Below are 23,947 nucleotides of genomic sequence, written 5' to 3' on the forward strand. Positions count from 1 at the left end.
ATTCGGACCGGTGCTCTCTTTGCGGAGGACGATCCTACGGTTACCCCATGGGGGCGCATCAAGGGTCTCATGAGGACACGTGCGCGGGCGTACGGTCCCAGTCCGCCGGCAGGGCCGGGACCTGCCACGCCGGGTCCGGGCGCCAGTGCTGCCAGCCCTCCGAGAACGGCCGCTGCCAGTTCTCGATCGCCTCGATCGCCCGGCGTCCGGCGGCCTGCACCCGGGCGGCCTGCTCGGCGCCCATCAGGCCGACCGCCTGCGCCTGCGCGAACTCGTCCTCGTCGTGCCAGCGCCAGCTGCCGTCCGGATGGACGGACAGGTCGAGGAAGTGGTCCTCCGAGTCGACGCCGCCGGACCAGCGGGCGCGCGGCTCCTCCAGGTTCACGTACCAATTGCGGAACCTCCAGCCCTGCTCCCAGAACAGCCACACCGACCAGGGTTCGCCGGGGCGTGCCAGCTTCAGTACGCCCGTGCCGAACCAGCGGTCGCGGTGCAGGGCGCGCGGTTTGGTGTAGCGGGTGGCGAGCGGCTCGCGGTGCACCGGGGTGCCGTCGGCGAGCACCGGCTTCACGCACTCGGTGCCCGGCGCCATCCACACGGCGAGCAGCTCGTCGGTGTCCTGGACGACCGTGACGGGACGGCAGATGTGGAAGCCGTCGCTCCCATTGGCGCGATAACGCCACAGGATCGGCTCGCCCGGCGCCCAGCGCCGCTCCCCGTCGTTGCTCCGGTAGTCCTCTGTCATGCACAGATATTAGGTGCCAACGGCATACGACGCTGCGGTGCGTATCACGAATACGCCAACTGGCCACGCCCTGTCACGGTCGTGTCATCCGAAGGACATCGAGCGCCTCGTCGAGCTGTTCGACGGTGAGGTCACCACGCTCTACGTAACCGCCGTCGATGACCACCTCGCGGATGGTCCGCCGCTCGGCGAGTGACTGCTTTGCGACCTTGGCGGCCTCTTCGTACCCGATGTACTTGTTGAGCGGCGTGACGACGGACGGGGACGACTCGGCGTACTCGCGGGCGCGCTCGCGGTTGGCGGTGATGCCGTCGACGGTGCGGTCGGCGAGCAGCCGGGAGACGTTGGCGAGCAGCCGGATCGACTCCAGCACGTTCTTCGCGATGACGGGGAGCATCACGTTCAGCTCGAAGTTGCCCGCGGCGCCGGCCGCGGCGACCGTCGCGTCGTTCCCGGTCACCTGGGCCGCGACCATGAGCGTCGCCTCGGGGATGACCGGGTTCACCTTGCCCGGCATGATCGACGAACCGGGCTGCAGGTCGGGGAGGTTGATCTCCGCGAGGCCCGTACGCGGACCGGAGGCGGCCCACCGCAGATCGTTGGCGATCTTCGTGAGGCCGACGGCGATCGTGCGCAGCTGGCCGCTCGTCTCCACGATCCCGTCGCGCGCGCCCTGCGCCTCGAAGTGGTCGCGGGCCTCGGTCAGCGGCAGCCCCGTCGCGCGCGCGACCTCGGCGATGACGGCGCCGGAGAAACCGGGCGGCGTGTTGATGCCCGTGCCGACCGCGGTGCCGCCCAGGGGGAGTTCGGCGAGGCGGGGGAGCGAGGCGGTCAGCCGCTCGACGCCGTAGCGGACCTGCGCCGCGTAGCCGCCGAACTCCTGGCCCAGCGTCACCGGCGTCGCGTCCATCAGGTGCGTACGCCCCGACTTCACGACGTCGGAGAACTCGGCCGCCTTCCGCTCCAGGGACGCGGCCAGGTGCTCCAGGGCCGGGATCAGGTCGTGGGTGACGGCGGCGGTGGCCGCGATGTGGATGGAGGAGGGGAACACGTCGTTGGACGACTGCGAGGCGTTCACGTGGTCGTTCGGGTGCACGTCGCGGCCCAGGCGCTCGGTGGCGAGCGTGGCCAGCACCTCGTTGGTGTTCATGTTCGACGACGTGCCGGAGCCGGTCTGGAACACGTCGATCGGGAACTCGTCGTCCCAGCGCCCCTCGGCGACCTCGGCGGCAGCGGCGGCGATGGCCTCGGCGATGTCCTTGTCGACCACCCCCAGCTCGGCGTTGACCGTGGCCGCCGCGCCCTTGATGCGGGCGAGCGCCTCGATGTGGGCGCGCTCGATGCGCTGACCGGAGATGGGGAAGTTCTCCACGGCGCGCTGCGTCTGGGCCCGCCACTTCGCGGCGGCGGGGACGCGGACCTCGCCCATGGAATCGTGCTCGATGCGGTACCCGTCGTCGTTCGCCGTGCTCACCATGGCTGTCTTCCTCCTCGTGGCTCTCCTCGTGCCAGCGTCGCTCATCCGGCGGGTATTCCGGTGGTGTCCGATGCGGGTGTCGCGGGCACCTGTGCGGGCATGACGACGACCCTCGGAGGCTTTGTCCTCGGCACCCCCGACCCGGCCGCCCTCGCCGACTTCTACCGCGCCCTGCTGGGCTGGGCGGAGGTCGAGCGCGACCCGGAGTGGGTGCGGCTGCGGGACCCGGCACGGGAGCGGCCCGGCCTCAGCTTCCAGCTGGAGAGCGACCACACGCCCCCGGTGTGGCCGCAGCGTCCCGGCAGCCAGCAGATGCAGGCCCACCTCGACCTCCAGGTCGACGACCTGGACGTCGAGGTGGAGCGGGCGTGCGCGCTCGGGGCGACTCTGGAGGCGCACCAGCCGCAGCGGGACGTACGCGTGCTGCGCGACCCGCACGGCCACCCGTTCTGCCTCTTCCTGCCGGGCGCTTGAGCACCGCACGGAAAACGGCCGGCCCCCGCACGGATGCGGGGGCCGGCCGGGAGCGCGGAGGCGACTAGGACTGCTGCGAGCCCTGGCGCACCGGGATGTGCGTGAAGGTCGGCTCGGGCGCAGGGGCCTGGAAGAAGTCGTTTCCCTTGTCGTCGACGACGATGAACGCCGGGAAGTCCTCGACCTCGATCTTCCAGACGGCCTCCATGCCGAGCTCCTCGTACTCGACGACCTCGACCTTCTTGATGCAGTCCTGCGCGAGACGCGCGGCCGGGCCGCCGATCGAGCCGAGGTAGAAGCCGCCGTGCGCGTCGCACGCGTCCGTGACCTGCTTGGAGCGGTTGCCCTTGGCGAGCATGACCTTGGAGCCGCCCGCGGCCTGGAACTGCTCCACGTAGGAGTCCATGCGGCCGGCCGTCGTCGGGCCGAAGGAACCGGACGCGTAACCCTCGGGGGTCTTCGCCGGGCCCGCGTAGTACACGGGGTGGTCCTTCAGGTACTGCGGCATCTCCTCGCCGGCGTCGAGGCGCTCCTTGATCTTGGCGTGCGCGATGTCGCGGGCGACGACGAGCGGACCGGTCAGGGAGAGGCGGGTCTTCACCGGGTGCTTGGCGAGCTCGGCGAGGATCGCGTCCATCGGCTGGTTGAGGTCGATCTTCACGACGTCGGCCGACTCGTCCTCGGAGAGGTGCTCGTCCGTCGTCTCCGGCAGGAAGCGGGCCGGGTCCGTCTCCAGCTGCTCCAGGAAGACGCCCTCGGCGGTGACCTTCGCGACGGCCTGGCGGTCGGCGGAGCAGGACACGGCGATGGCGACCGGGCAGGAGGCGCCGTGCCGCGGCAGGCGCACCACGCGCACGTCGTGGCAGAAGTACTTGCCGCCGAACTGCGCGCCGATCCCGATCTTCTGCGTCAGCTCGAAGACCTTCTGCTCCAACTCCTCGTCACGGAAGCCGTGCCCGAGCTCGGAACCCTCGGCGGGCACGTTGTCCAGGTAGTGCGCGGAGGCGTACTTCGCGGTCTTCAGGGCGTACTCGGCGGAGGTGCCGCCCACCACGATGGCGAGGTGGTACGGCGGGCACGCGGCGGTGCCCAGCGAGCGGATCTTCTCCTCCAGGAACTTCATCATGGAGCCCTCGTTGAGGACCGCCTTCGTCTCCTGGTAGAGGAACGACTTGTTGGCCGAGCCGCCGCCCTTGGCCATGAAGAGGAACTTGTAGGCGCCGCCGTCCGTCGCGTACAGCTCGATCTGCGCGGGGAGGTTGGAGCCGGTGTTCTTCTCCTCCCACATGTTCAGCGGGGCCATCTGCGAGTAGCGCAGGTTCAGGTTCTGGTACGCGTCGTAGATGCCCTTGGAGAGCGCCTTCTCGTCCTCACCTTCGGTGAGGACGTTCTGTCCGCGCTTGCCCATGACGATGGCGGTGCCGGTGTCCTGGCACATCGGGAGCACGCCCGCGGCCGCGATGTTCGCGTTCTTCAGCAGGTCGAGCGCCACGAACTTGTCGTTGCTGGACGCCTCGGGGTCGTCGATGATGCGGCGCAGCTGCGCGAGGTGCGTCGGGCGCAGGTAGTGCTGGATGTCGTGGATGGCCTCCTCGGCGAGCTTGCGCAGCGCCTCGGGCTCGACCTTCAGGAACGTACGGCCGTCCGGCCCCTCAGCGGTGGAGACACCCTCGGAGGTCACCAACCGGTACGTGGTGGTGTCCTCACCTTGGGGGAGCAGATCGGTGTACGCGAACTCCGGCATCTCGCCTTTTCCTCACTCGACAGACAGCAGCTGGCATCCGTTGGCAGCGCCAACCAGCGTAGAACCTGGTCGGGCGGCCGGGTCTGTGAGGTAAGGCTCAGTTGGCTCCACGGCCCCGCTGTACAGGGGGTGTCGCGATCTATCGCGTTTCGGTACTCTGCTGTCGTGGACCTTCAAAAGCGCCCTTCGCAGCCCGCGCCCAGCGCTCCCGTGGCGGAGCCGACCGAACTGCGCGCGTCCGACGCCGACCGCGACCGGACCGCGGACATCCTGCGCGAGGCGCTCGCGGAGGGCCGGCTGGATGCGGAGGAGCACGCCGAGCGGATCGACGGGGTCTACCGCGCGAAGACGGTCGGCGAACTGGAGCCGCTGGTCCGTGACCTGCCGGGCGCCCACGCGCCGCGCCGCCCGGAGCCCGAGCCGGGCCCCGCGCCGAGCCGGCCGGCACCGGGCACGGTCCCGCCGGTGGCCGACGAGAACCTGGTGGCGGTGCTCAGCTCCACGACGCGCAAGGGCCGTTGGCGCCCGGGCCGCCGCACCCACGCGTACGCGATCTTCGGCAACGTCGAGATCGACCTCAGCGAGGCGATCTTCGAGTACCCGCAGGTGTACATCAAGGCGGTCTCCGTGTTCGGCAACGTCGAGATCCGCGTCCCCGAGAACATCTCGCTGCGCGGCAGCGGCGCGGGCGTCCTCGGCAACTTCGAGGTGGACACCCTGGACGCGCGCGAGCCCGAGGCGCCCGTCGTGTACGTCGACGGGGTGACGGTCCTCGGGAACATCGAGGCGAAGCCGAAGCGCGGCAGACTCGTCGCGAACCTGGAGAAGCACCTGCGCAAGCACTTCGGCTGACGGCCGCGCCCCGGTGGCTTTTGGGCTGTGAACTCCCTTATGCGCGTCGGAACTTCCGTGCTTCGGAACTCAGTGCATAGGCGTCGACACAGCGGGTAGAGCTTGCTGCATCGTCGCTCGCTCGCGAAAGCCGCCGTTAGCCGTCGTCAGGAGTAGACCGTGCTGCACCCGCCGCATCAGTCCCTGCAGGTCACCGCCGTACCGCAGCAGCGCGAGCCAGTCAGGGGCAGGGACCAGGACGCTCCATGGCACACGGAGGCGGTGTGCCGGCGCGACGAGGCGGGACTCTTCTTCGCCCCCTCCAAGGAACCGACCGCTGCGCGCCTCGCGCGCGAAGAGGCCGCCAAGCGGGTCTGCGCCCGCTGCCCCGTCATGGTCGAGTGCCGCGAACACGCCCTCCTCCAGCCCGAACCGTACGGCGTCTGGGGCGGCCTCACGGCAGCGGAACGCCGCGTGGTCCTGGCGAGGCGCCGCCGCCGCGAGGTGGAGTTGAAGAAGACGCCGCGCACGGCTCTGGCCGGTTAATTCAAGCCCCAGAGGTAATTCAAGCCCTGATCTTTCAAGCCCCGCCGGCGATTGAGGCGCGGGGTCCGGGGCGGAGCCCCGCGACCGTAACCCCGGACCCGCGCAACCTACTTGGCCCGGTCGAAGTCAATCGCACTGTAGGCGCGCAACTTGCTCAACCGATGCGTCGAGTCGATCTGCCGAATCGTCCCGGACTTCGACCGCATCACGAGCGACGACGTGTGCGCCCGCTCGGAGTCGTACCGCACGCCCCGCAGCAGCTCCCCGTCGGTGATCCCGGTGGCGACGAAGAAGATGTTCTCGCCGGAGACCAGGTCGTCCGTGGACAGCACGCGGTCCAGGTCGTGCCCCGCTTCGATCGCCCGCTGCCGCTCCTCGTCGTCCTTGGGCCACAACTTGCCCTGGATGACGCCGCCCAGGCACTTGATCGCGCAGGCCGAGATGATGCCCTCGGGCGTACCGCCGATGCCGAGCAGCAGGTCGACGCCGCTGCCCTCGCGCACGGCGAGGATCGAACCGGCGACGTCGCCGTCCGAGATCAGCTTGATCCGGGCGCCGGTCTCCCGGACCTCCTTGATGATCCCCTCGTGCCGCGGCCGGTCGAGGATGACCACGGTGATGTCCTCGGGCGCGCGCTTCTTCGCCTTGGCGACGCGGCGGATGTTCACCGACACCGGGGCGTTGATGTCCACGTAGTCGGCGGCCTCGGGACCGGTGACCAGCTTGTCCATGTAGAACACGGCGGACGGGTCGAACATCGTGCCGCGGTCGGCGGCGGCGAGCACGGCGATCGCGTTCGGCATGCCCTTCGCGCAGAGCGAGGTGCCGTCGATCGGGTCGACGGCGATGTCGACCTCGGCGCCCGTTCCGTCACCGATGTGCTCTCCGTTGAAGAGCATCGGGGCCTCGTCCTTCTCGCCCTCGCCGATGACGACCACGCCGTTCATCGAGACGGTGGAGACGAGTGTGCGCATGGCGCGCACGGCCGCACCGTCCGCGCCGTTCTTGTCGCCGCGGCCCACCCAGCGGCCTGCGGCCATGGCGGCGGCTTCGGTGACCCGGACGAGTTCCAGGGCGAGGTTGCGGTCGGGGGCCTCGGAAGGGACCTCGAGTTCGGACGGAAGCTGGTGATGCTCGGTCATCGAGACGCACCTTTCTGTTCCGGGATTCACCGGGTTGTTCGGCTTCACCGGGATACGACGACGGCCGGACGAGGGGTTGGTATAGGAGGACTCTATCGTCAGTCCGACAATCTGAGCAGACCGCCCCACGGATGAGCGGGCCGGTCGATGTCGGACCGCGCGAAATCGGACCTCCCGGCGGAGATCATCCGGCGACCTGCGACGATGGGGCGCGTGGCAGCAAGAAACGGTAAGAAAACGGTCGGCAGCCTGGTCCTCTCGCTCGGCGTCTGTGTCGTCGCGGCCGGCGTGATCTACCTCTTCGTCCCGCATGACGACGCAGGGAAGCCGCAGGTCAAGCGCGTCGACTACAAGGTCGAGCTGTCGACGGCCCGCCGTGCGGCGCCGTACCCGGTGGCCGCGCCCACGGGCCTCCCGGAGGCCTGGAAGGCGACGTCCGTGCGCTACCAGGGCGCCTCCGGCGACGCGTGGCACCTCGGTTTCCTGGACCCGGACGGGCAGTACGTCGCCGTCGAGCAGTCGTCCGGCGGGGCGAAGGCGTTCATCAACGAGGCGAGCCAGGGGGCCTCCGCGACCGGTCGTACGCAGCGGATCGGCGACGAGACCTGGGAGCGCTACAAGGGCGAGAAGTACGACGCCCTGGTGCTGAAGCAGAAGAACGCCACGACGCTGGTGACCGGCACGGCCGGCTTCGAACAGCTGACGAAGATGGCCGAAGCGCTGGAGATGAAGCGCGAGAAGGTGTGACCGCTCCGCTCACCACACACGAGGAAGGGCCCCGGCTTCGGCCGGGGCCCTTCCTCGTGCGCGTGGGGCTCAGATGGTTGTGATGACCTGGTCCTGCTCGAGGCGGGGGGAGCGGGGGAACCAGGCGTCTTCGCCGGGCTTGCCGATGTTGATGACCATCAGCGGGGTGTGGTCGTCGTCCAGGAACTCCTTCTGGACGCCGGCGAAGTCGAGCCCGGTCATCGGACCGGCGGACAGGCCAGCGGCACGGACACCGATGATGAAGTAGGCGGCCTGCAGCGTCGCGTTCAGCGTGCCGGCCTGCTCGCGGACCGGGCGCTCGGAGAAGAACATGTCCTTGATCGCCGGGGCGTGCGGGAAGAGCTGCGGGAGCTCCTCGTGGAACTCGTGGTCCGCGGAGAGGATCGCGACCAGCGGGGCGGCGGCGGTCTTCGGCTGGTTGCCCTCGGCCATGTGCTTCACGAGGCGCTCGCGGGCCTCGGGGGAGCGGACCAGGGTGATGCGCAGCGGCGACTGGTTGAAGGCGGTCGGGCCGTACTTGACCAGGTCGTAGATGGCCGCGACCTGCTCGTCGGTCACCGGCTCGTCCGAGAACGTGTTCGCGGTGCGGGCTTCGCGGAACAGCAGGTCCTGCGCGGCGGGGTCAAGAACGAGAGACATGGATCAACCTTCTCGGTGCGACGGTCACGGTGCGGCGATCCGTTCCCTCCGGATCGGCCAACATGAACGACCGTACGCCGATGAGGTTCAATCTTCAACCAAAACCTTCGTGACGCTGTTCACAAGACGGTCGTGAGCGGGGGAGCGGGCGGGCCTCACTCCTCGTCGGCGGCTTCGGCCTCCTCGTCGTCATCGGCGGCGCCTTCCTCGCTCTCCCCGGCGAGCGCCGCGTCCAGGCGGGCGCGCGCCCCGTCCAGCCAGCGGCGGCACACCTTCGCCAGCTCCTCGCCGCGCTCCCACAGCGCGAGCGACTCCTCCAGGGACGTGCCGCCGGCCTCCAACCGCCGTACGACATCGATCAGTTCGTCCCGCGCCTGCTCGTAGCCGAGCGCCTCGTCGGCCGCCTTGGTGGTCATCCTGTTGTCCGTCCTCACGCTTCGTCCGCCGCGGCGGCGTCTGTTGTTACTCGTACGGTGAATTCGCCCTCGGCGACGCGGGCCCGCAGCTCCTCGTCCGCCGCCACCTCGTCCGGCCCACGCACCACGTGCCCGTCCGGCTTCTGCAGCACCGCGTACCCCCGCTTCAGGGTCGCCGCGGGGGAGAGCGCGACCACGCGCGCGTGCGTGTGCGTCAGCTCCGACTCGGCGCGGTCGAGGAGATGGCCGAGGGTGCGCCGGGAGCGCTCGGTCAGCGCCGCGATCTGCTCCTCGCGCTCGTCGACCATGCGGTGCGGGTCCTCTATCGAGGGGCGGGCCAGCGCCGCGGCCAGGCCCCGCTCCTCCCGCTCCAGGAGCGCCTCGACGCTGCGCCGGGCCCGGTCACGCAGCCACCGCACCCGCTCGTACTCCTCGCCGACGTCCGGCACGACCTTCTTCGCCGCGTCCGTCGGCGTCGAGGCGCGCAGATCCGCCACGTAGTCGAGCAGCGGATTGTCCGGCTCGTGGCCGATCGCGGAGACGACCGGCGTACGGCAGGAGGACACCGTCCGCACCAGCTGCTCGTCGGAGAACGGGAGCAGGTCCTCCACGCTGCCGCCGCCGCGCGCAACGATGATCACGTCGACCTCGTCGATCGCGTCCAGCTCCTTGACGGCCTGGACCACCTGCGGCACCGCGTGCACCCCCTGCACCGGTACGTTGCGCACCTCGAAGCGGACGGCGGGCCAGCGGTGCCGCGCGTTCTCCAGCACGTCGCGCTCCGCCGCCGAGGCGCGACCGCAGACCAGGCCGATGAGCTGCGGCAGGAACGGCAGCGGCTTCTTGCGGTCGTCCGCGAACAGGCCCTCCGCGCCCAGCGCCTTCTTCAACTGCTCCAGACGCGCGAGCAGTTCACCGACGCCGACCGGGCGGATCTCGGCGGCGCGCAGCGAGAGCTGGCCGCGCGGCGCGTACCACTCCGGCTTCGCGTGCACGACCACGCGCGAGCCCTCGCGGACCACGTCGGCCACCGCGTCGAACACCTGCCGGTAGCAGGTCACGGACACCGAGATCTCGTGCGAGGGGTCGCGCAGCGTCAGGAACACGACACCGGCGCCCGGTCTGCGGGACAGCTGCGTGATCTGCCCCTCGACCCACACGGCGCCGAGCCGGTCGATCCATCCCCCGATGAGCCGCGACACCTGGCCGACGGGCAGCGGGGCGTCCGCGGACGTGTTGACAGCCATGCCGTGAGCGTAGCCGCAGGTACCGACAACGCAGGTGGTACGGGAGGTCCGTACGGCGGTCCGCGGGGCGTGGCGTCGCGTCCGCTCCCGGAACGCGCTTCTAGCGTCCAAATATGAATAAAACGACAAAAGCCTCGAAAGTCGTCCCGCTCGCGGGATGCGTCGTGTGCGCCGCGACGCTCGGCGCCCTCGCCGGAACCCCGACCGGCGCCGCCGCACCCGCAGCCCGCGCCGCCACCTCGTTCGGCAATCCCGTGGCGGGCAGCAACGGATTCGGTGTCGTGACGGAGGGCGACGCCGTCCTCGGCAGCACCGAGTCCGAGGGCCCCGTGGCCGTCGGCGGCGACCTCACCTTCGGCTCCGGCTACAACGTCGCGCTGAACCACACCGGTTCGTACGTCGCGCCCGGTGACAGCAACCCCACCGCCCTCCTCGTGGGCGGCAGGATCAACCACGACGCCAGTGCGCAGGACGGTGTCCTGAAGGTCCTGGGCGACGGCTACGTGAAGATCGGCGACCTCAGCGGCAGCAGCGTCCGCGACACGGACGGCAACGGCGCCTCCGCCCACACCCACATCACGCGCGAGGGCGCCGCCTACGACTCGACCCCGCGCGTCGAACTCACCACCACGCAGCCCGCCTCCTCGGTGGGGCAGAGCCCCATGGACTTCGCGTCGCTGTTCACCACCTACAGGGAGCGCGCCCGGTCCATGGCGAACTGCGCGAACACCGTGCGGCTGCACGACGCCGCCGGCCATTCGCTGGGCGACCCGGCGCAGATCCCCGCCGACGGGCAGGCCCACATCTCGCTCACGCCGGGCAGGACGAACGTGCTGCGTCTGACGGGGGAGCAGCTCAACAGCATCCGCGAGCTCACCTTCGACAACCGGCCGTCCGCCGACACCCCGCTGCTGATCGCCGTGGACACGACCGGCACCGACTCCTCGTTCACCTGGCACACCCCGACGCTCGCGGGCGTCTCCGGTGCGCAGGCCCCGTACATGCTGTGGGACTTCCCCGACGCGACGGACATCACGGTCGCCGACGGCGACTCGGTCGAGGGCACGGTCTTCGCGCCGAACGCCAGGATCACCGACCTCGATCCGTCGAACATGGAGGGCGACGTGATCGCGAAGGAGCTGATCGCCGGGCCCTTCGATCCGGTCACCCGGCAGTCCGTCAACGCCGGCGAGATCCACTACTTCCCGTTCGACACGCAGCTGTCGTGCGACGACGAAGAGGGCGGGGGAGCGACGGTGAGCCCTTCGCCGACCGACAACGTCGGCCCGCTCCCGCCGACGCCCACGGACAGCACCTCGCCCTCTCCGTCCGACAGCACCTCGCCGTCCCCCTCGGACAGCGCAAGGCCCACGCCGTCGCCCTCCGACAGCGTCACGCCCTCCCCCTCCGACAGCCTCGCGCCGTCACCGTCCGGCGCCCCGTCGACGGCGCCCGCCTCCGGGCCCACCCCCAGCGGGTCCCCGCTCGCGGCCACCGGATCCGACCGGCGCCAGGCGCTCCTCCTCGGCGGGGCCGCGCTCGTCCTGGTGACCGGCGGAGCCGTGGCCCTCGTCCTCGGCCGCAGGCGCGGCCGCCACTGAGCCCGTACGCCACCGAGCCCGTACGCCACCGAGTCCGTACGCCACTGAGTCCGTACGCAGGTCAGCCGGCCGTGCCGTCGCCCGACGACGCGTCGGCCGGCTGCCGGGCGCCCCTCTGCGCCACCAGCACCACAAGCCCCACGACCAGCCAGATCGCACCGACCACCTGCGCCGTCGGGGACGCCTCCACGATCACCGCGACGGTGATCGCCGCACCGACGACCGGGATCACGAGGTGCCGCCACCAGCTCACCGCGCCGCCACGGCGCCGTACCGCGAAATACCCCACCACGCTCGCGTGCAGCAGCGTGAAGGCCGTCAGGGCGCCGATGTCGACGACCGAGACCAGGTGGTCCATGCCGTCGCCCCGGCTGGCCGCCCACACCGCCGCGACGAGCGTGATCACCGCGGCGATCAGCAGCGCCACCCGCGGCACCCCGGAGTACGTCCGCGACAGCGCCTTCGGCAGCCGCCGGTCGCGGGCCATCGCGAAGAGCAGCCGCCCGGCCGCCGCCTGCCCGGCCAGCGCCGCGAACGCCGCGCCGATCGCCTTGCTCACCGCCACCAGGTCGTGCAGCCACGAGCCCACGGACGCGTCCACGGCGTCGTAGAAGGCGCTGCCCTGCTTTCCGGGGTCGGCGGCGAGCTGCGCCGACGTGGTGGGTTCGAGCAGTGCGACCAAGTAGGTCTGCGCGACGAACAGCACACCGGTGAGAACGAGGCAGAACAGCACCGCCCGCGCGACCTTCGCCGAACCCCCGGTGACCTCCTCCGCGAACGACGCGATGGCGTCGAAACCCAGGTACGACAGGACCGCCACGGACACCGCGCCGATCACCGCCGACAGCGCGAACGCACCCTGCGTACCGTCGCCGGTCAGCGGGGACAGCCAGTCGCGCTGCGGCCCGTCCGTGGCCAGGATCACGACCGCCGAGACCACGAAGACCAGCAGGACCACGATCTCCAGCGCCAGGACCGCGAACCCGACCCGCGCCGCGGCCCGCACCCCCCACAGGTTGAGCAGTGTCGTGATCACCACGGCGATCGCCGTCCACACCCACTGGGAGACCGACGGGATGAGCGAGTTCATCGCGATCCCGGCGAAGAGATACGCGACCGCCGGGATCAGTACGTAGTCGAGCATCGCCATCCAGCCCGCGATGAACCCCGGCCCCTGCCCGAGACCCGCGCGCGCGTAGGCGAAGACCGAGCCCGCCTGGGGGGCCACCTGCACCATCTGGGCGTAGCTGAACGCGGTGAACGCCATCGCGATCGTCGCGACGATGTAGACGAGAGCCACCGCGCCGTGCGACTTCGCGTCCAGGGTGCCGAAGACGCCGACGGGCGCCATCGGGGCGATGAAGAGCAGCCCGTAGACCACCAGGTCCCGGAAGCCGAGACTGCGCCGCAGTGCTGCCTCTTCATGTGTGGTGTCGGCGGACATCGTGCCTCCGTAGATCGCGCAGACCCCCAGTCTCCCCACCGCCGCGATCTTTAGCCCCCCGGGTACGCCCTTACGATGGGAGGCATGACTGCAACTCCCGGCCCGCCGCCCGCCACCACCCCAAGCGGAGACGCTGCGCGTCGCAGTGACAACCGCCGCGTCCTGCTCGCCGCCCCCCGGGGTTACTGCGCCGGTGTGGACCGTGCCGTGATCGCCGTCGAGAAGGCCCTCGAGCAGTACGGGGCCCCCGTCTATGTCCGCCACGAGATCGTGCACAACAAGTACGTGGTGGAGACCCTGGAGCGGAAGGGCGCCGTCTTCGTCGAGCAGACGGAGGAGGTTCCCGAGGGCTCCATCGTGATGTTCTCGGCGCACGGTGTCGCACCGACCGTCCACGAGGAGGCCGAGCGCGGCAAGCTCGCCACCATCGACGCCACCTGCCCCCTGGTGACCAAGGTCCACAAGGAGGCGATCCGCTACGCCAAGGACGACTTCGACATCCTCCTGATCGGGCACGAGGGCCACGAGGAGGTCATCGGCACGTCCGGCGAGGCCCCCGAGCACATCACGCTCGTCGACGGCCCCGAGGACGTCTCCAAGGTCGAGGTCCGCGACCCGGAGAAGGTCGTCTGGCTCTCCCAGACCACGCTCTCCGTCGACGAGACGATGGAGACCGTCGACGCGCTGAAGACCAAGTTCCCCGGTCTCGTCTCGCCGCCCAGCGACGACATCTGCTACGCGACCCAGAACCGTCAGCTCGCCGTGAAGCAGATGGGCGCCGAGTCCGACCTCGTCATCGTCGTCGGCTCGCGCAACTCCTCGAACTCGGTGCGGCTCGTCGAGGTCGCCAAGCTGGCCGGCGCCAAGGACGCGTACCTCGTGGACTACGCCTCCGAGATCGACGAGTCCTGGCTGGAGGGCGTCACGACCGTCGGCGTCACCTCCGGCGCCTCCGTGCCGGACGTCCTCGTCGAGGAGGTCCTGGAGTACCTGAAGCAGCGCGACTACGCGGACGTGGAGATCGTGAAGGCGGCCGAGGAGTCGATCACGTTCTCGCTGCCCAAGGAGCTCCGCCGCGATCTGCGCGCGGAGGCCGCGGCCCTGGTCGGCGAGTCCGGCAAGGCCGGAGAGGCCGCGGAGTCCGGGGATCCCGCTTCCAAGGAGTGACTGTCGGTCTCCCGTCGTAACGTGGAGTCATGCAGATCTTCGGTGTGGACATCGGCGGATCCGGGATCAAGGGCGCCCCGGTCGATCTGGAGCGCGGCGATCTCGCCCTGGAGCGGCACAAGGTGCTGACCCCGCACCCGGCCACCCCCGAGGCGGTGGCCGAAGGGGTCAAGCAGGTCGTCGACCACTTCGGTGACGCCCGCCCGGACCGGGTGGGCGTCACGTTCCCCGGCGTCGTCACGGGCGGCGCCACGATCCGTACGGCGGCCAACGTCGACAAGAGCTGGATCGACGTCGACGCGCAGGCCCTGCTGACCGAGAAGCTCGGCGGGCTCCCGGTCACGGTGCTGAACGACGCGGATGCCGCGGGCGTCGCCGAGATGCAGTTCGGCGCGGGCCGCGGCCGCAAGGGCACCGTGCTGCTGCTCACCTTCGGTACGGGCATCGGGAGCGCCCTGTTCACCGACGGCGTCCTCGTGCCGAACACGGAGCTGGGCCACCTGGAGCTGAACGGGCACGACGCCGAGAAGCACGCCTCCACGAAGGCGAGAGAGGACCACGACCTCAGCTGGGAGCACTGGGCGCGCCGCGTGCAGAAGTACTTGGCGCACGTGGAGATGCTCTGCTCGCCCGAGCTGTTCATCATCGGCGGCGGGATCAGCCGCAAGGCGCACAAGTTCCTGCCACTGATCGAGGGCATCAAGGCCGAGATCGTCCCGGCCGAGCTGCAGAACAACGCGGGGATCGTGGGAGCGGCTATGGCGGCCTCACGCGCGTAGCGCTTCTTCTCAGAAGCGGGTCGCAGGCGGGGCGGAGGCGGGCTACGCGGTACGGCGCCGCGGTCCCGTCGTCCGGGACGAGGACGCGGTGGCCGACGGCTGCCGGCCACCGGCCCGGCGCACTGCGGCCCGCCGGGCCATGAGCCGCACCTTCCGTACGGTCACGATCACCCCGGCGACGAGCGTCCCGCCGTAGAGCCAGACCGCGTTCATGGCCAGCGTCGTCACGAGCCCCATCACCTGCGGGCCGAACCCGCCCGCGCCTTCGGAGATCGGCACGATGCCGACGGCGAAGGCGATCGGCACGGCGACCGGCGCCGTCACCAGGTCCGCATTGCGCACCCACGCCGCCGTGAGCCCGCTGACCAGCAGGAACAGCACTCCGTAGAACGCCGCGGAGCTACTGAAGAGGAGCCGGTCGAGGAAGCCGAGCACGAGCATCGTGGCGATGCAGAACAGTCCGCTGCCCCGCCCCGTGAGCCGTGGGTTCGGAAAGCGCAGGGATCTGCGCGGCCCCCCGGCGGACGGCCGGCCCGCACGGGTGGCCCGGTACACGGTGGCGGTCTCGTCGGACGGCACGGCGCCGTCCTGGCCGCCCTGCGCCTGCGGCGGAAGCGGGGCCGTGCGGCGGGGGCGGGCCTGCGGGGAACGCGTCCTGGGTTGCTCCACAACCCCAACATAGATGCGCTTATGTGCCCAATAGGCCAAGGGACACGCACTTTGGCAGACCTTGACGCAGCTTGACCGAAGTCGGCCGTGCCGAGGGAGGCCGTAGACTGGTGGACTGCCCAGCCCCACACCCACCCACACCACGTACGGGAAGTCGCAACGTGTCGCTCACGATCGGAATCGTCGGTCTGCCGAATGTCGGCAAGTCGACCCTGTTCAACGCCCTGACCAAGAACGACGTGCTCGCGGCCAACTACCCGTTCGCCACGATCGAGCCGAACGTCGGCGTGGTCGGTGTCCCCGACACCCGCCTCACCAAGCTGGCCGAGATCTTCTCCTCGCAGAAGGTCCTCCCGGCCACGGTCGACTTCGTCGACATCGCGGGCATCGTGCGCGGCGCCTCCGAGGGTGAGGGCCTGGGCAACAAGTTCCTGGCGAACATCCGCGAGTCCGACGCGATCTGCCAGGTCATCCGCGCCTTCCAGGACGAGAACGTCGTGCACGTCGACGGCAAGGTCGCGCCCAAGAACGACATCGAGACGATCAACACCGAGCTGATCCTCGCCGACCTCCAGACCATCGAGAAGGTCCTGCCGCGCCTCCAGAAGGAGTCGCGCATCAAGAAGGACATCGCTCCGAAGGTCAAGGCGGTCGAGGCGGCCAAGGAGATCCTGGAGAAGGGCGACACCCTCTCCTCCCAGGGCATCGTCCAGGGCAGTGGCAACGAGGAGCTCCTCCACGACCTGCACCTCCTCACGACGAAGCCCTTCCTCTACGTCTTCAACGTCGACGAGGACGAGCTCACGGACGAGGCCTTCAAGGCCGAGCAGAGCGCCCTGGTCGCCCCGGCCGAGGCCATCTTCCTCAACGCCAAGCTGGAGGCGGACCTCGCCGAGCTCGACGAGGAGGAGGCCCTCGAACTCCTCCAGTCCGTCGGCCAGGACGAGCCGGGCCTCGCCACGCTGGCCCGCGTCGGCTTCGACACCCTCGGCCTCCAGACCTACCTCACGGCAGGCCCCAAGGAGTCCCGCGCCTGGACCATCAAGAAGGGCGCGACGGCCCCCGAGGCGGCCGGTGTCATCCACACCGACTTCCAGAAGGGCTTCATCAAGGCCGAGGTCATCTCCTTCGACGACCTGGTCGAATGCGGCTCGGTCGCCGACGCCCGCTCGGCGGGCAAGGCCCGCATGGAGGGCAAGGACTACGTGATGCAGGACGGGGACGTCGTGGAGTTCCGCTTCAACGTCTGAGTCGTTCGCCGGTATGGATCCGGCGGTACGAGGGCTGTCCCCACACGGGAGCCATGGACATGGGTGGCGCAGGGCTGTCGTCATGACTGCGGAGCGAGAGCCGTGTTCATGTCTCCCGTGTGGGCCGAGGTATGAACAGGCGTTCTCAGGCGGGGTCGACCGCGGCGGTCACCGTCGCGGTGAAGGGCACGTGCTCGCCCTGGCGGGCGGTGACACGGACCGTCTCACGGCCGGGTGTCGCCGTGTCCTCCCACTCGGCCTCGACCCAGCACGGGGTGTCGAACTCGACGAACCGGTTGAACCGCGCGTCGAGACCGGTCAGGACGGCCTGCCGGGGGTGCAGCACGGTCTGTGCTGCCTGTCGGGCCGCCTCCAGCAGAAGCATCCCGGGGATGTGGTCGACCGGGTGGTCGAAGAGTACGGGGTGGGTGACGTCCACTCGTAACTGCCAGTGCCGTGGCGACTTTCCGGGGGCGAGGACGACGTCCTGTGGATTGATGCGACCGGGTCTCTCAGGGGCGAGCGGGGCGGGCAGAGGGGTGGCGTGCGACATGGCGAGGTCCGGGTCGGCGCGCGGTCCGCGCAACCGCTTGTAGACGGCGGGGGGCTGGCTGGCGAACCGCGTGGTGGCCACGCCGAGGCGCCGGCCGTCGCGCACTGCCGTCACATGCATGGCCAGGCCGCCGAGTCTGTTGGCGCGCTTTACGACGTCGCTGCACGTCACGACCAGCTGGCAGTCCACCGGGCGCAGATTGTGGCTCAGCGCCGCGGGGGTGAGGGTGCAACGGAAGTGGTCCCATATCTGGCGGTGGTCCAGGGGGGCGTTGTAACCGATATGGCTGACCAGCGGTATGGCCTGACGGACGGTCTCCGCGAACAGCATGGGGTCGTGCAGATCTCCGACCGGGGCGTAGAAGGTGTGCGCCCGAGGCCACTGAGCGGGTATGACGAACGCGTCGTCACCGCGCTTCTCCCAGCCGCAGAGCAGGACTTCGGCCTGAGCGGCCTTGTGTACCAGTTGGCGCGGGACAGCCGTCGGCTGATCCGGAGTGGTGCTGAGGTGAGCAGATGCGACAGTGGTGACAGTCACGGAACGGCCTCTCTGAGGATCTCGTGTGATGACGTCGTGCAGCTGTGAACGCAGCGACCAGCGCAGCAGATAACCTAGAGAGTACTCTGTTTTTTGTCGAGAGGAGGACGGATGGCGCGCCCACAGCAGGAACGCGCGGTGAAGACGAGGGCTGCCCTCGTCAGAGCGGCGGCGGAGGAGTTCGACCTACGCGGATACGCGGGGACGAGCACCACGAAGATCGTCAAACGCGCCGGCTGCACGATGGGGGCGCTCTATTTCCACTTCGGCTCCAAAGAGGAACTGGCCAGAGCCGTGATGAACGAACAGGCCGAGGACCTGTCGGAGTTGACGGGCCGTAGTGGTCTGCAGCGTCTGATCGACCTCACCTTCGTCCTGGCCCGGGAGTTCCAGTGCAACGTCCGGTTCAAGGCGGGTGTGCGGCTGGCCGTGGAGCAGGGGGCCTTCGGGCTGAGCGACGACTCCGCGTACCAGTTGTGGATCACCCGGTTCAAGGAGGAGCTCATCGCCGCCGAGGCGCTGGGTGAGCTGCGTGAGGGAGTGGATCCCGGGAGCTTCGCCCGGACCCTCGTCGGGGCGTACAGCGGAACGCAGTTGCTGTCCAAGATCAGTACGGACCGTGCCGACCTGCAGGAACGGATCGCCGAGCTGTGGTCGTTCCTTCTCCCCGGTGTCGCCTCACCGGAAGCCCTGCCCACCCTGAAGCTGTCGTCGGTCGAGCCGGAGCCGGTCGAGTGAGACCGTGGACCGTCGCGCTGACCGGGGCCACCGGGTTCATCGGTTCCGCCGTGCTGCGCCGACTGGCCGGCGGAGTGGGGCCCGAGGGGAGACCCCTGCGCGTCCGGGCGGTGACGCGTGGCTCGCGGGCCGCTCGGCCCGTCGGTGACGCCGTGGAATGGATCCGCTGCGACATCGCCGACGAGGTGTCACTTGGCGCTGTGATGCGTGGAGTCGACGCTCTCGTTCACTGTGTCTCGTACGTGGGCAAGGACGCCGGACAGTGTGTTTCGGTCAACCTGCGCGGCACCACCGCGGTCATGGCGTCGGCCCGCGCGGCCGGGGTGCCACGTGTGGTGCACCTGTCCACCGCCGCGGTGTACGGCGCCGGACCGCACTGCGGCGTGGACGTCGACGAGCCTGCCGGGGCTCCGGTGTCCGACGCCAGCCGCGCCCGCCTCGCCGCGGAGGAGCCCGCACGGAAGGCGGGTGCCCTCGTGCTGCGCCCCAACCTCGTTCTGGGGAAGGGGGATCGCTGGGTCGTTCCGGCGTTCGCCGAGCTGACCGAGCGAGTCACCCCCGAGTGGCTCGGTGGTACGGGGTTGCAGTCGCTCGTGGACGTGGACGACCTGGCTCGTCTGGTCGTGGCCGCCGCCACCGTGCGGGTGCCGCTGCGCGGAGTCCAGCACGCGGCGCATCCGGTACCTGTCTCCACGCGGCGGCTCAGGGCCGCGCTGAGCACCCATGGCCTGGCGACTCCTGCCGAAGGCGAGGCCGACTGGGACCGGTGTCTGGAGCTGCTGGCCCGCACCCCTGGCCGGTTCGGCAGTCGGCAGCTGGAGCTGCTGACCCTCGACCACTTCTATCTGAGCGAGCGGATCTGGCGGCTGCTCGACGTGGATCCGGGGCCCGGGCCGCTCGCTCGACTCGGCGAGGCGGCTGCCTGGTATCAGGGCTCCTCGTACCGGGGGGCGAGCGGCGGAAGGTCGTGAGAGGGCGCCTCGACGCCCCGCAGGGCGACCTGCCACAGCTCGGTGAGCTGCTCCTGCGGAGCGGATGACAGCAGGAGCAGCTCGCCCAGCTGTGGCAGCAGCCCGGACTCGAGCCCCGCGACCAGGCTGCCCACCAGGAGTGCGGCGGTCTCGGGGCGGGCGCCGGGGTGCAGTTGATCCAGCTTCTTGGCCTGGTGCAAGCGGGTGCGGACCAGGGGGAGCCAGGTGTCGCGCCAGTTCAGGCCCAGGGACGGCTGTTCGCGGGTGAGGCGCGCTGCGGCGCGGGCTGCGGCTCGCTCGCCGAGCACCTTGGCCACCGCCCGCGTGATCTCGCCGACGGCTCGCAGCGGCGACCCGGCGTCCTGGTCGGCTTCGTCGACCGCCGTGCGTGTCCCGTCGATCCCCTCGGCGCACACGGCGTGGGCCAGGGACCTCTTGGTCGGGAAGTGAAAGGTGAGGGCGCCCATGGTGACGCCCGTGGCCTTGCAGACCCGGGCGAACGACGTTCCCTCGTAGCCGCGTTGTGCGAACTCGGCCGCCGCGTTCTGCACCAGCTGCTGTCGTGTCCGGGCCGCGCGCGCCTGCTCCGTCATGTCGCCCCTTCCTTCATGTCGCCCCTTCCTTCGCGGGCGCCCGGCAGGGGCGTTCGCACATGTCGCCTGTATGGAAGCTCGGTTCCGCATCCTGTGGCATTCCACCGGGGGGACACCAGGCCGACTTGCCGAAGACGCAGGCCTCTTGGTGCCGGGAGGTGGCGGTGCGTCGTGAACTTGCCAAAGTGGCGCAGTTCCGGCAGGTCCTCTGGACTTGCAAAGAGAGTGCTCTCTATGTTTATGAAGACGGAACGATAGTGGGAACAGCAGCCAGGGGGAGCGGCCGTGAACGGTATCGCAGTCGAGCATCACCGTCGGGCTCCGTACAGCGGCGACGATCCGCTGGCGGAGTTCGTCGACCACCTCTTCGCGGATCTGCCGAGGGCGGACCAGCGCGGCCGTTCACGCGAGTACGTGATGGGTCTGCTGGTCACTCCGGGCAAGAAGTCGCTGCGCCGCATGGCCGCCGCTGTGTCCGACTCCCCCCACACGTCGCAGGCCCTGCAGCAGTTCGTCAACGTCAGCCCCTGGTGCTGGCGGTCGGTGCGGCATGCTCTCGCCGACTGGGTCGAGCAGCACCGTACGACCCTGACCTGGAGCCTGGGCCTGTGCGTGATCCCCAAGCGTGGTGACCGGTCGGTCGGCGTACACCGGCGCTTCGTCTCCGGCGCCGACCGCACGGTCAACTGCCAGCTGGGCATCGGTCTCTTCCTCGGGTCCGCTGATGTCTGCATCCCCGTCGACTGGCGGCTTGTGCTGCCCGGACAGTGGCAGAGCGACGACGAGTGGCGCGAAGCGGCTCGTATCGCGAGGGACGAGGTCACGCCCGCGGAAGGCGCCTGCGCCCTGGACCTCGTACGGACCTGGGCGCACGCCACGGGCCGCCGGACCGCGCCGCTCGTCGCCGACCTGACCGAGCTGCCGCACGACGCGTCCCTGCTGCCCGGACTCGCCGCGCTCGGTACGGGATTCGTCGTACGGGTCGCCGGAGACACCGTGCTGTACCCGTCGTCCGGGCGGCACGGCCCGGTGACCGTGAGCCGGCTCCTGCAGGGTGCCGCGCCCGGGTTCGGCTCGGGAGTCGTGCCGGGGCCGGGCGGGCGGGGCCACTCGCGGGTGCGGAGCTGCGGTGTACGTCTCGCCCCGGGCGGCACGGAGGCCCGTCGTAGCCCGTGCGGGGTGATCGCCGAGCATCCGGCGGGGGATCACCAGGGCCCGCGGTACTTCATCACAGATCTCACCCAGCACCGGACCGGCGACGTCCTCGCGCTCGCGAGCACCATGCACCGCACCAGCGCCACGGTGCGGGAGCTGGAGGAACACGGCGGACTCCTCGACTTCGAGGGGCGCTCCTATCCCGGCTGGCACCACCACATGACCCTGGTGTCCGCTGCCCACGCGTTCCGCCGCCTGTCCGGTGGGGCGCCGGTCGTGGGGGCGCCCGGGCGGTACGAGCCCCTGTCCCGTCCGCACCGCGTGAGCGGCCCCGTCCGACCCGCGCCGCGGTTCGCACGGACATCGAAGATGATCCCTGCCTAACACCTGCTTAAGCGACTCCTCGGACGATGAACACCCATGGCCGGGCCCGACCGCCGGTACGCCGCGCCACCGCCAACAGCCGAGAGACAGGGCAGGGGAATCCGATGAAGATCGCCGTGACGGGTTCGATAGCCGAGGACCATCTCATGGTCTATCCGGGCAGGTTCACCGAACAGTTCCTCGCCGAGGGCCTCGACAAGGTCTCGCTCTCGTTCCTCGTCGATGCTCTGGAGATCAGGCCCGGGGGCGTCGCGGCGAACATGACGTACGGGCTGGCCTCCCTCGGCCTGCGCCCCGTGCTCGTCGGCGCCGTGGGAGCGGGCTTCGACGCCTACCGTGCCCGGCTGGAGCGGGCCGGGGTGGACACCGGGTCGGTGCGGGTCAGCGACACGCTGCACACCGCCCGCTTCATCTGCACGACCGACCGCGAGAACAACCAGATCGGCTCGTTCTACGCGGGCGCCATGGCCGAGGCACGCCACATCGATCTACGGGACGTCCGCGGGCGCGCCGGCGGACTTGACCTGGTCGTCGTCTCGCCCAACGACCCGGAGGCCATGGTGCGGCACACCCGCCAGTGCGTGGACATGGGCGTGCCCTTCGCGGCCGACCCGTCCCAGCAACTGGCCCGCCTGGAAAGGGCCGAGGCGCGTGCGCTCCTTGAACGACCCCGGTTCCTGTTCACCAACGAGTACGAGAGCGTGCTGATCCAGGAGCGCACCGGCTGGACAGAACAGCAGATCCTGGGGCGCGTCGACACCTGGGTGACGACGCGCGGCGCGGAGGGCGCCGTCGTGCGGCGGACCGGCCACCACGCCGTCACGGTGAAGTCCGTACCCCCCACCGGCCCGGTGGAGCCCACCGGCGCGGGTGACGCCTTCCGGGCCGGGTTCCTCGCCGGAGTCTCCTGGGGGTACGGCCACCGACGTGCCGCACAGTTGGGCAGCGCCGTGGCCACAACCATCCTGGAGACCACGGGCCCGCAGCCCAAGTCCCTTTCCGGCGCGTCCCTTCTGGTCCGTATCCGTGACGCCTACGGGGTGTCCGCCATGGAAGACCTGGCCATGCACCTGTCGGGAGCGTCGCGGTGACGGGCCTCCGGGAAGCCCTCGCCACCCGTGTCGTGGTGGCCGACGGGGCGATGGGCACCATGCTGCAGGCGCAGGACCCGACCCTCGAGGACTTCGAGAACCTCGAGGGCTGCAACGAGATCCTCAACCTCACCCGCCCCGACATCGTGCGTTCCGTGCACGAGGAGTACTACGCGGTCGGCGTGGACTGCGTGGAGACGAACACGTTCGGCGCGAACCACACGGCGGCGAGCGAGTACGACATCGCGGACCGCATCTACGAGCTGTCCGAGTCCGGTGCGCGCCTGGCCCGCGAGGTCGCCGACGAGTTCGCGGCCAGGGACGGCCGCCAGCGGTGGGTCCTCGGCTCGATCGGCCCGGGCACCAAGCTGCCCTCGCTGGGCCACGTCGACTACGCGACGATCCGTGACGGCTACCAGAAGAACGCGGAGGGGCTGCTGGCGGGCGGCGCCGACGCGCTGATCGTGGAGACCACGCAGGACCTGCTGCAGACCAAGTCGTCGCTGATCGGGGCCCGGCGGGCGATGGACGCGCTCGGTGTGTCGGTCCCGCTGATCTGCTCCCTCGCCTTCGAGACCACCGGCGTGATGCTGCTGGGCTCGGAGATCGGCGCCGCGCTGACGGCACTGGAGCCGCTGGGCATCGACCTGATCGGCCTGAACTGCTCCACAGGGCCGGCGGAGATGAGCGAGCACCTGCGCTATCTGGCCCGGCACTCGCAGACGCCGCTGATGTGCATGCCCAACGCCGGTCTGCCGATCCTGGGCAAGGACGGCGCGCACTTCCCGCTGACGCCGCCGGAGATGGCGGACGCGCAGGAGAACTTCATCAACAGCTACGGCCTCCAGCTGGTGGGCGGCTGCTGTGGCACCACGCCCGAGCATCTGCGCCAGGTCGTCGAGCGGGTGCGGGGCATGCAGCCCGCCGAGCGCGCCCCGCGCCCGGAGCCGGGCGCCGCCTCGCTGTACCAGACGGTGCCGTTCCGG

The 23,947-nt window shown here is 70.2% G+C and carries 24 protein-coding genes; 13 read left to right on the forward strand and 11 right to left on the reverse strand.

Annotated features, from left to right (window positions below; translation table 11 throughout):
* Positions 1-67: 67 nt before the first annotated feature.
* On the reverse strand, positions 68-745 hold the full coding sequence (gene fomD / locus ACY34M_RS09760) for a cytidylyl-2-hydroxypropylphosphonate hydrolase (RefSeq protein ID WP_462715987.1): 678 nt from the start codon (positions 743-745) through the stop codon (positions 68-70).
* A gap of 73 nt (positions 746-818) precedes the next feature.
* A complete protein-coding gene (locus ACY34M_RS09765; protein WP_462715986.1) occupies positions 819-2,222 on the reverse strand; it encodes a class II fumarate hydratase in 1,404 nt (467 codons plus the stop codon).
* A 99-nt stretch (positions 2,223-2,321) separates the two neighbouring features.
* On the opposite strand from ACY34M_RS09765, the gene ACY34M_RS09770 reads away from it, so the two are divergent.
* Positions 2,322-2,696 (forward strand): VOC family protein, encoded by a 375-nt coding sequence (locus tag ACY34M_RS09770; protein WP_462715985.1) that lies wholly within the window; start codon positions 2,322-2,324, stop codon positions 2,694-2,696.
* A gap of 64 nt (positions 2,697-2,760) precedes the next feature.
* Here the strand turns inward: ACY34M_RS09770 and ACY34M_RS09775 are convergent, their stop codons facing one another.
* Positions 2,761-4,440 carry a fumarate hydratase gene (locus tag ACY34M_RS09775; RefSeq protein ID WP_462715984.1) on the reverse strand — a complete coding sequence of 560 codons (1,680 nt, stop codon included), beginning with the start codon at positions 4,438-4,440 and terminating at the stop codon, positions 2,761-2,763.
* A 165-nt stretch (positions 4,441-4,605) separates the two neighbouring features.
* On the opposite strand from ACY34M_RS09775, the gene ACY34M_RS09780 reads away from it, so the two are divergent.
* The gene (locus tag ACY34M_RS09780) at positions 4,606-5,292 is read left to right on the forward strand and encodes a DUF1707 SHOCT-like domain-containing protein (RefSeq protein WP_462715983.1); all 687 of its coding nucleotides are present in this window, start codon (positions 4,606-4,608) and stop codon (positions 5,290-5,292) included.
* Positions 5,293-5,451: 159 nt separating this feature from the next.
* Entirely contained in the window at positions 5,452-5,817 is a 366-nt protein-coding gene (locus ACY34M_RS09785; RefSeq protein ID WP_356374313.1) for a WhiB family transcriptional regulator, read from the forward strand.
* 107 nt (positions 5,818-5,924) lie between these two features.
* Here ACY34M_RS09785 and glpX read toward each other — a convergent pair whose 3' ends face one another.
* Positions 5,925-6,959 carry a class II fructose-bisphosphatase gene (glpX, locus tag ACY34M_RS09790; protein WP_462715982.1) on the reverse strand — a complete coding sequence of 345 codons (1,035 nt, stop codon included), beginning with the start codon at positions 6,957-6,959 and terminating at the stop codon, positions 5,925-5,927.
* 213 nt (positions 6,960-7,172) lie between these two features.
* Here glpX and ACY34M_RS09795 point away from each other — a divergent pair, with 213 nt between their 5' ends.
* Positions 7,173-7,706, forward strand: a complete 534-nt coding sequence (locus tag ACY34M_RS09795; RefSeq protein ID WP_462715981.1) for a DUF4245 domain-containing protein — start codon at positions 7,173-7,175, stop codon at positions 7,704-7,706.
* A 69-nt stretch (positions 7,707-7,775) separates the two neighbouring features.
* Here ACY34M_RS09795 and ACY34M_RS09800 read toward each other — a convergent pair whose 3' ends face one another.
* From ACY34M_RS09800 to xseA, 3 genes are all read right to left on the reverse strand, one after another.
* On the reverse strand, positions 7,776-8,366 hold the full coding sequence (locus tag ACY34M_RS09800) for a malonic semialdehyde reductase (RefSeq protein WP_462724110.1): 591 nt from the start codon (positions 8,364-8,366) through the stop codon (positions 7,776-7,778).
* Positions 8,367-8,521: 155 nt separating this feature from the next.
* Positions 8,522-8,782, reverse strand: coding sequence for an exodeoxyribonuclease VII small subunit (locus ACY34M_RS09805; protein ID WP_462723913.1), 261 nt, complete (start codon positions 8,780-8,782; stop codon positions 8,522-8,524).
* A gap of 14 nt (positions 8,783-8,796) precedes the next feature.
* Positions 8,797-10,029 carry an exodeoxyribonuclease VII large subunit gene (xseA, locus tag ACY34M_RS09810; protein ID WP_462723914.1) on the reverse strand — a complete coding sequence of 411 codons (1,233 nt, stop codon included), beginning with the start codon at positions 10,027-10,029 and terminating at the stop codon, positions 8,797-8,799.
* Between the two features lie 113 nt (positions 10,030-10,142).
* Here xseA and ACY34M_RS09815 point away from each other — a divergent pair, with 113 nt between their 5' ends.
* A complete protein-coding gene (locus tag ACY34M_RS09815) occupies positions 10,143-11,630 on the forward strand; it encodes a collagen-binding domain-containing protein (protein ID WP_462723915.1) in 1,488 nt (495 codons plus the stop codon).
* A gap of 61 nt (positions 11,631-11,691) precedes the next feature.
* Here ACY34M_RS09815 and ACY34M_RS09820 read toward each other — a convergent pair whose 3' ends face one another.
* A complete protein-coding gene (locus ACY34M_RS09820; RefSeq protein WP_462723916.1) occupies positions 11,692-13,074 on the reverse strand; it encodes an APC family permease in 1,383 nt (460 codons plus the stop codon).
* Positions 13,075-13,149: 75 nt separating this feature from the next.
* Between ACY34M_RS09820 and ACY34M_RS09825 the strand changes: the two genes are divergently transcribed.
* Positions 13,150-14,241, forward strand: a complete 1,092-nt coding sequence (locus ACY34M_RS09825; protein WP_462723917.1) for a 4-hydroxy-3-methylbut-2-enyl diphosphate reductase — start codon at positions 13,150-13,152, stop codon at positions 14,239-14,241.
* A 29-nt stretch (positions 14,242-14,270) separates the two neighbouring features.
* Positions 14,271-15,020, forward strand: coding sequence for a polyphosphate--glucose phosphotransferase (gene ppgK, locus ACY34M_RS09830; protein WP_462723918.1), 750 nt, complete (start codon positions 14,271-14,273; stop codon positions 15,018-15,020).
* Between the two features lie 42 nt (positions 15,021-15,062).
* Here the strand turns inward: ppgK and ACY34M_RS09835 are convergent, their stop codons facing one another.
* Positions 15,063-15,689, reverse strand: a complete 627-nt coding sequence (locus ACY34M_RS09835) for a DUF6542 domain-containing protein (RefSeq protein WP_462723919.1) — start codon at positions 15,687-15,689, stop codon at positions 15,063-15,065.
* 161 nt (positions 15,690-15,850) lie between these two features.
* Here ACY34M_RS09835 and ychF point away from each other — a divergent pair, with 161 nt between their 5' ends.
* The gene (ychF, locus tag ACY34M_RS09840) at positions 15,851-16,939 is read left to right on the forward strand and encodes a redox-regulated ATPase YchF (protein WP_462723920.1); all 1,089 of its coding nucleotides are present in this window, start codon (positions 15,851-15,853) and stop codon (positions 16,937-16,939) included.
* Between the two features lie 145 nt (positions 16,940-17,084).
* Here the strand turns inward: ychF and ACY34M_RS09845 are convergent, their stop codons facing one another.
* Complete coding sequence (locus tag ACY34M_RS09845; RefSeq protein ID WP_462723921.1) at positions 17,085-18,029, reverse strand: ScbA/BarX family gamma-butyrolactone biosynthesis protein; 945 nt, start codon at positions 18,027-18,029, stop codon at positions 17,085-17,087.
* Between the two features lie 111 nt (positions 18,030-18,140).
* On the opposite strand from ACY34M_RS09845, the gene ACY34M_RS09850 reads away from it, so the two are divergent.
* Together ACY34M_RS09850 and ACY34M_RS09855 are read left to right on the forward strand one after the other, a co-directional pair.
* Complete coding sequence (locus ACY34M_RS09850) at positions 18,141-18,767, forward strand: ScbR family autoregulator-binding transcription factor (RefSeq protein WP_462723922.1); 627 nt, start codon at positions 18,141-18,143, stop codon at positions 18,765-18,767.
* Positions 18,764-19,738, forward strand: coding sequence for an NAD-dependent epimerase/dehydratase family protein (locus ACY34M_RS09855; RefSeq protein ID WP_462723923.1), 975 nt, complete (start codon positions 18,764-18,766; stop codon positions 19,736-19,738). Before ACY34M_RS09850 ends, ACY34M_RS09855 begins: the two co-directional genes overlap by 4 nt.
* On the opposite strand, the gene ACY34M_RS09860 is transcribed toward ACY34M_RS09855, so the two are convergent.
* Positions 19,696-20,331: a TetR family transcriptional regulator gene (locus ACY34M_RS09860; RefSeq protein WP_462723924.1), complete on the reverse strand. Its 636-nt coding sequence runs from the start codon at positions 20,329-20,331 to the stop codon at positions 19,696-19,698. The genes ACY34M_RS09855 and ACY34M_RS09860 overlap by 43 nt on opposite strands.
* A gap of 285 nt (positions 20,332-20,616) precedes the next feature.
* Between ACY34M_RS09860 and ACY34M_RS09865 the strand changes: the two genes are divergently transcribed.
* From ACY34M_RS09865 to ACY34M_RS09875, 3 genes are all read left to right on the forward strand, one after another.
* Positions 20,617-21,870 carry an IS701 family transposase gene (locus ACY34M_RS09865; protein ID WP_462723925.1) on the forward strand — a complete coding sequence of 418 codons (1,254 nt, stop codon included), beginning with the start codon at positions 20,617-20,619 and terminating at the stop codon, positions 21,868-21,870.
* A gap of 104 nt (positions 21,871-21,974) precedes the next feature.
* A complete protein-coding gene (locus ACY34M_RS09870) occupies positions 21,975-22,961 on the forward strand; it encodes a carbohydrate kinase family protein (protein WP_462723926.1) in 987 nt (328 codons plus the stop codon).
* Positions 22,958-23,947: homocysteine S-methyltransferase family protein (locus tag ACY34M_RS09875; protein ID WP_462723927.1), on the forward strand; the 990-nt coding region annotated here is incomplete at its 3' end. The genes ACY34M_RS09870 and ACY34M_RS09875, both read left to right, overlap by 4 nt.

The organism is Streptomyces sp. EDA2-14, from assembly GCF_054963755.1.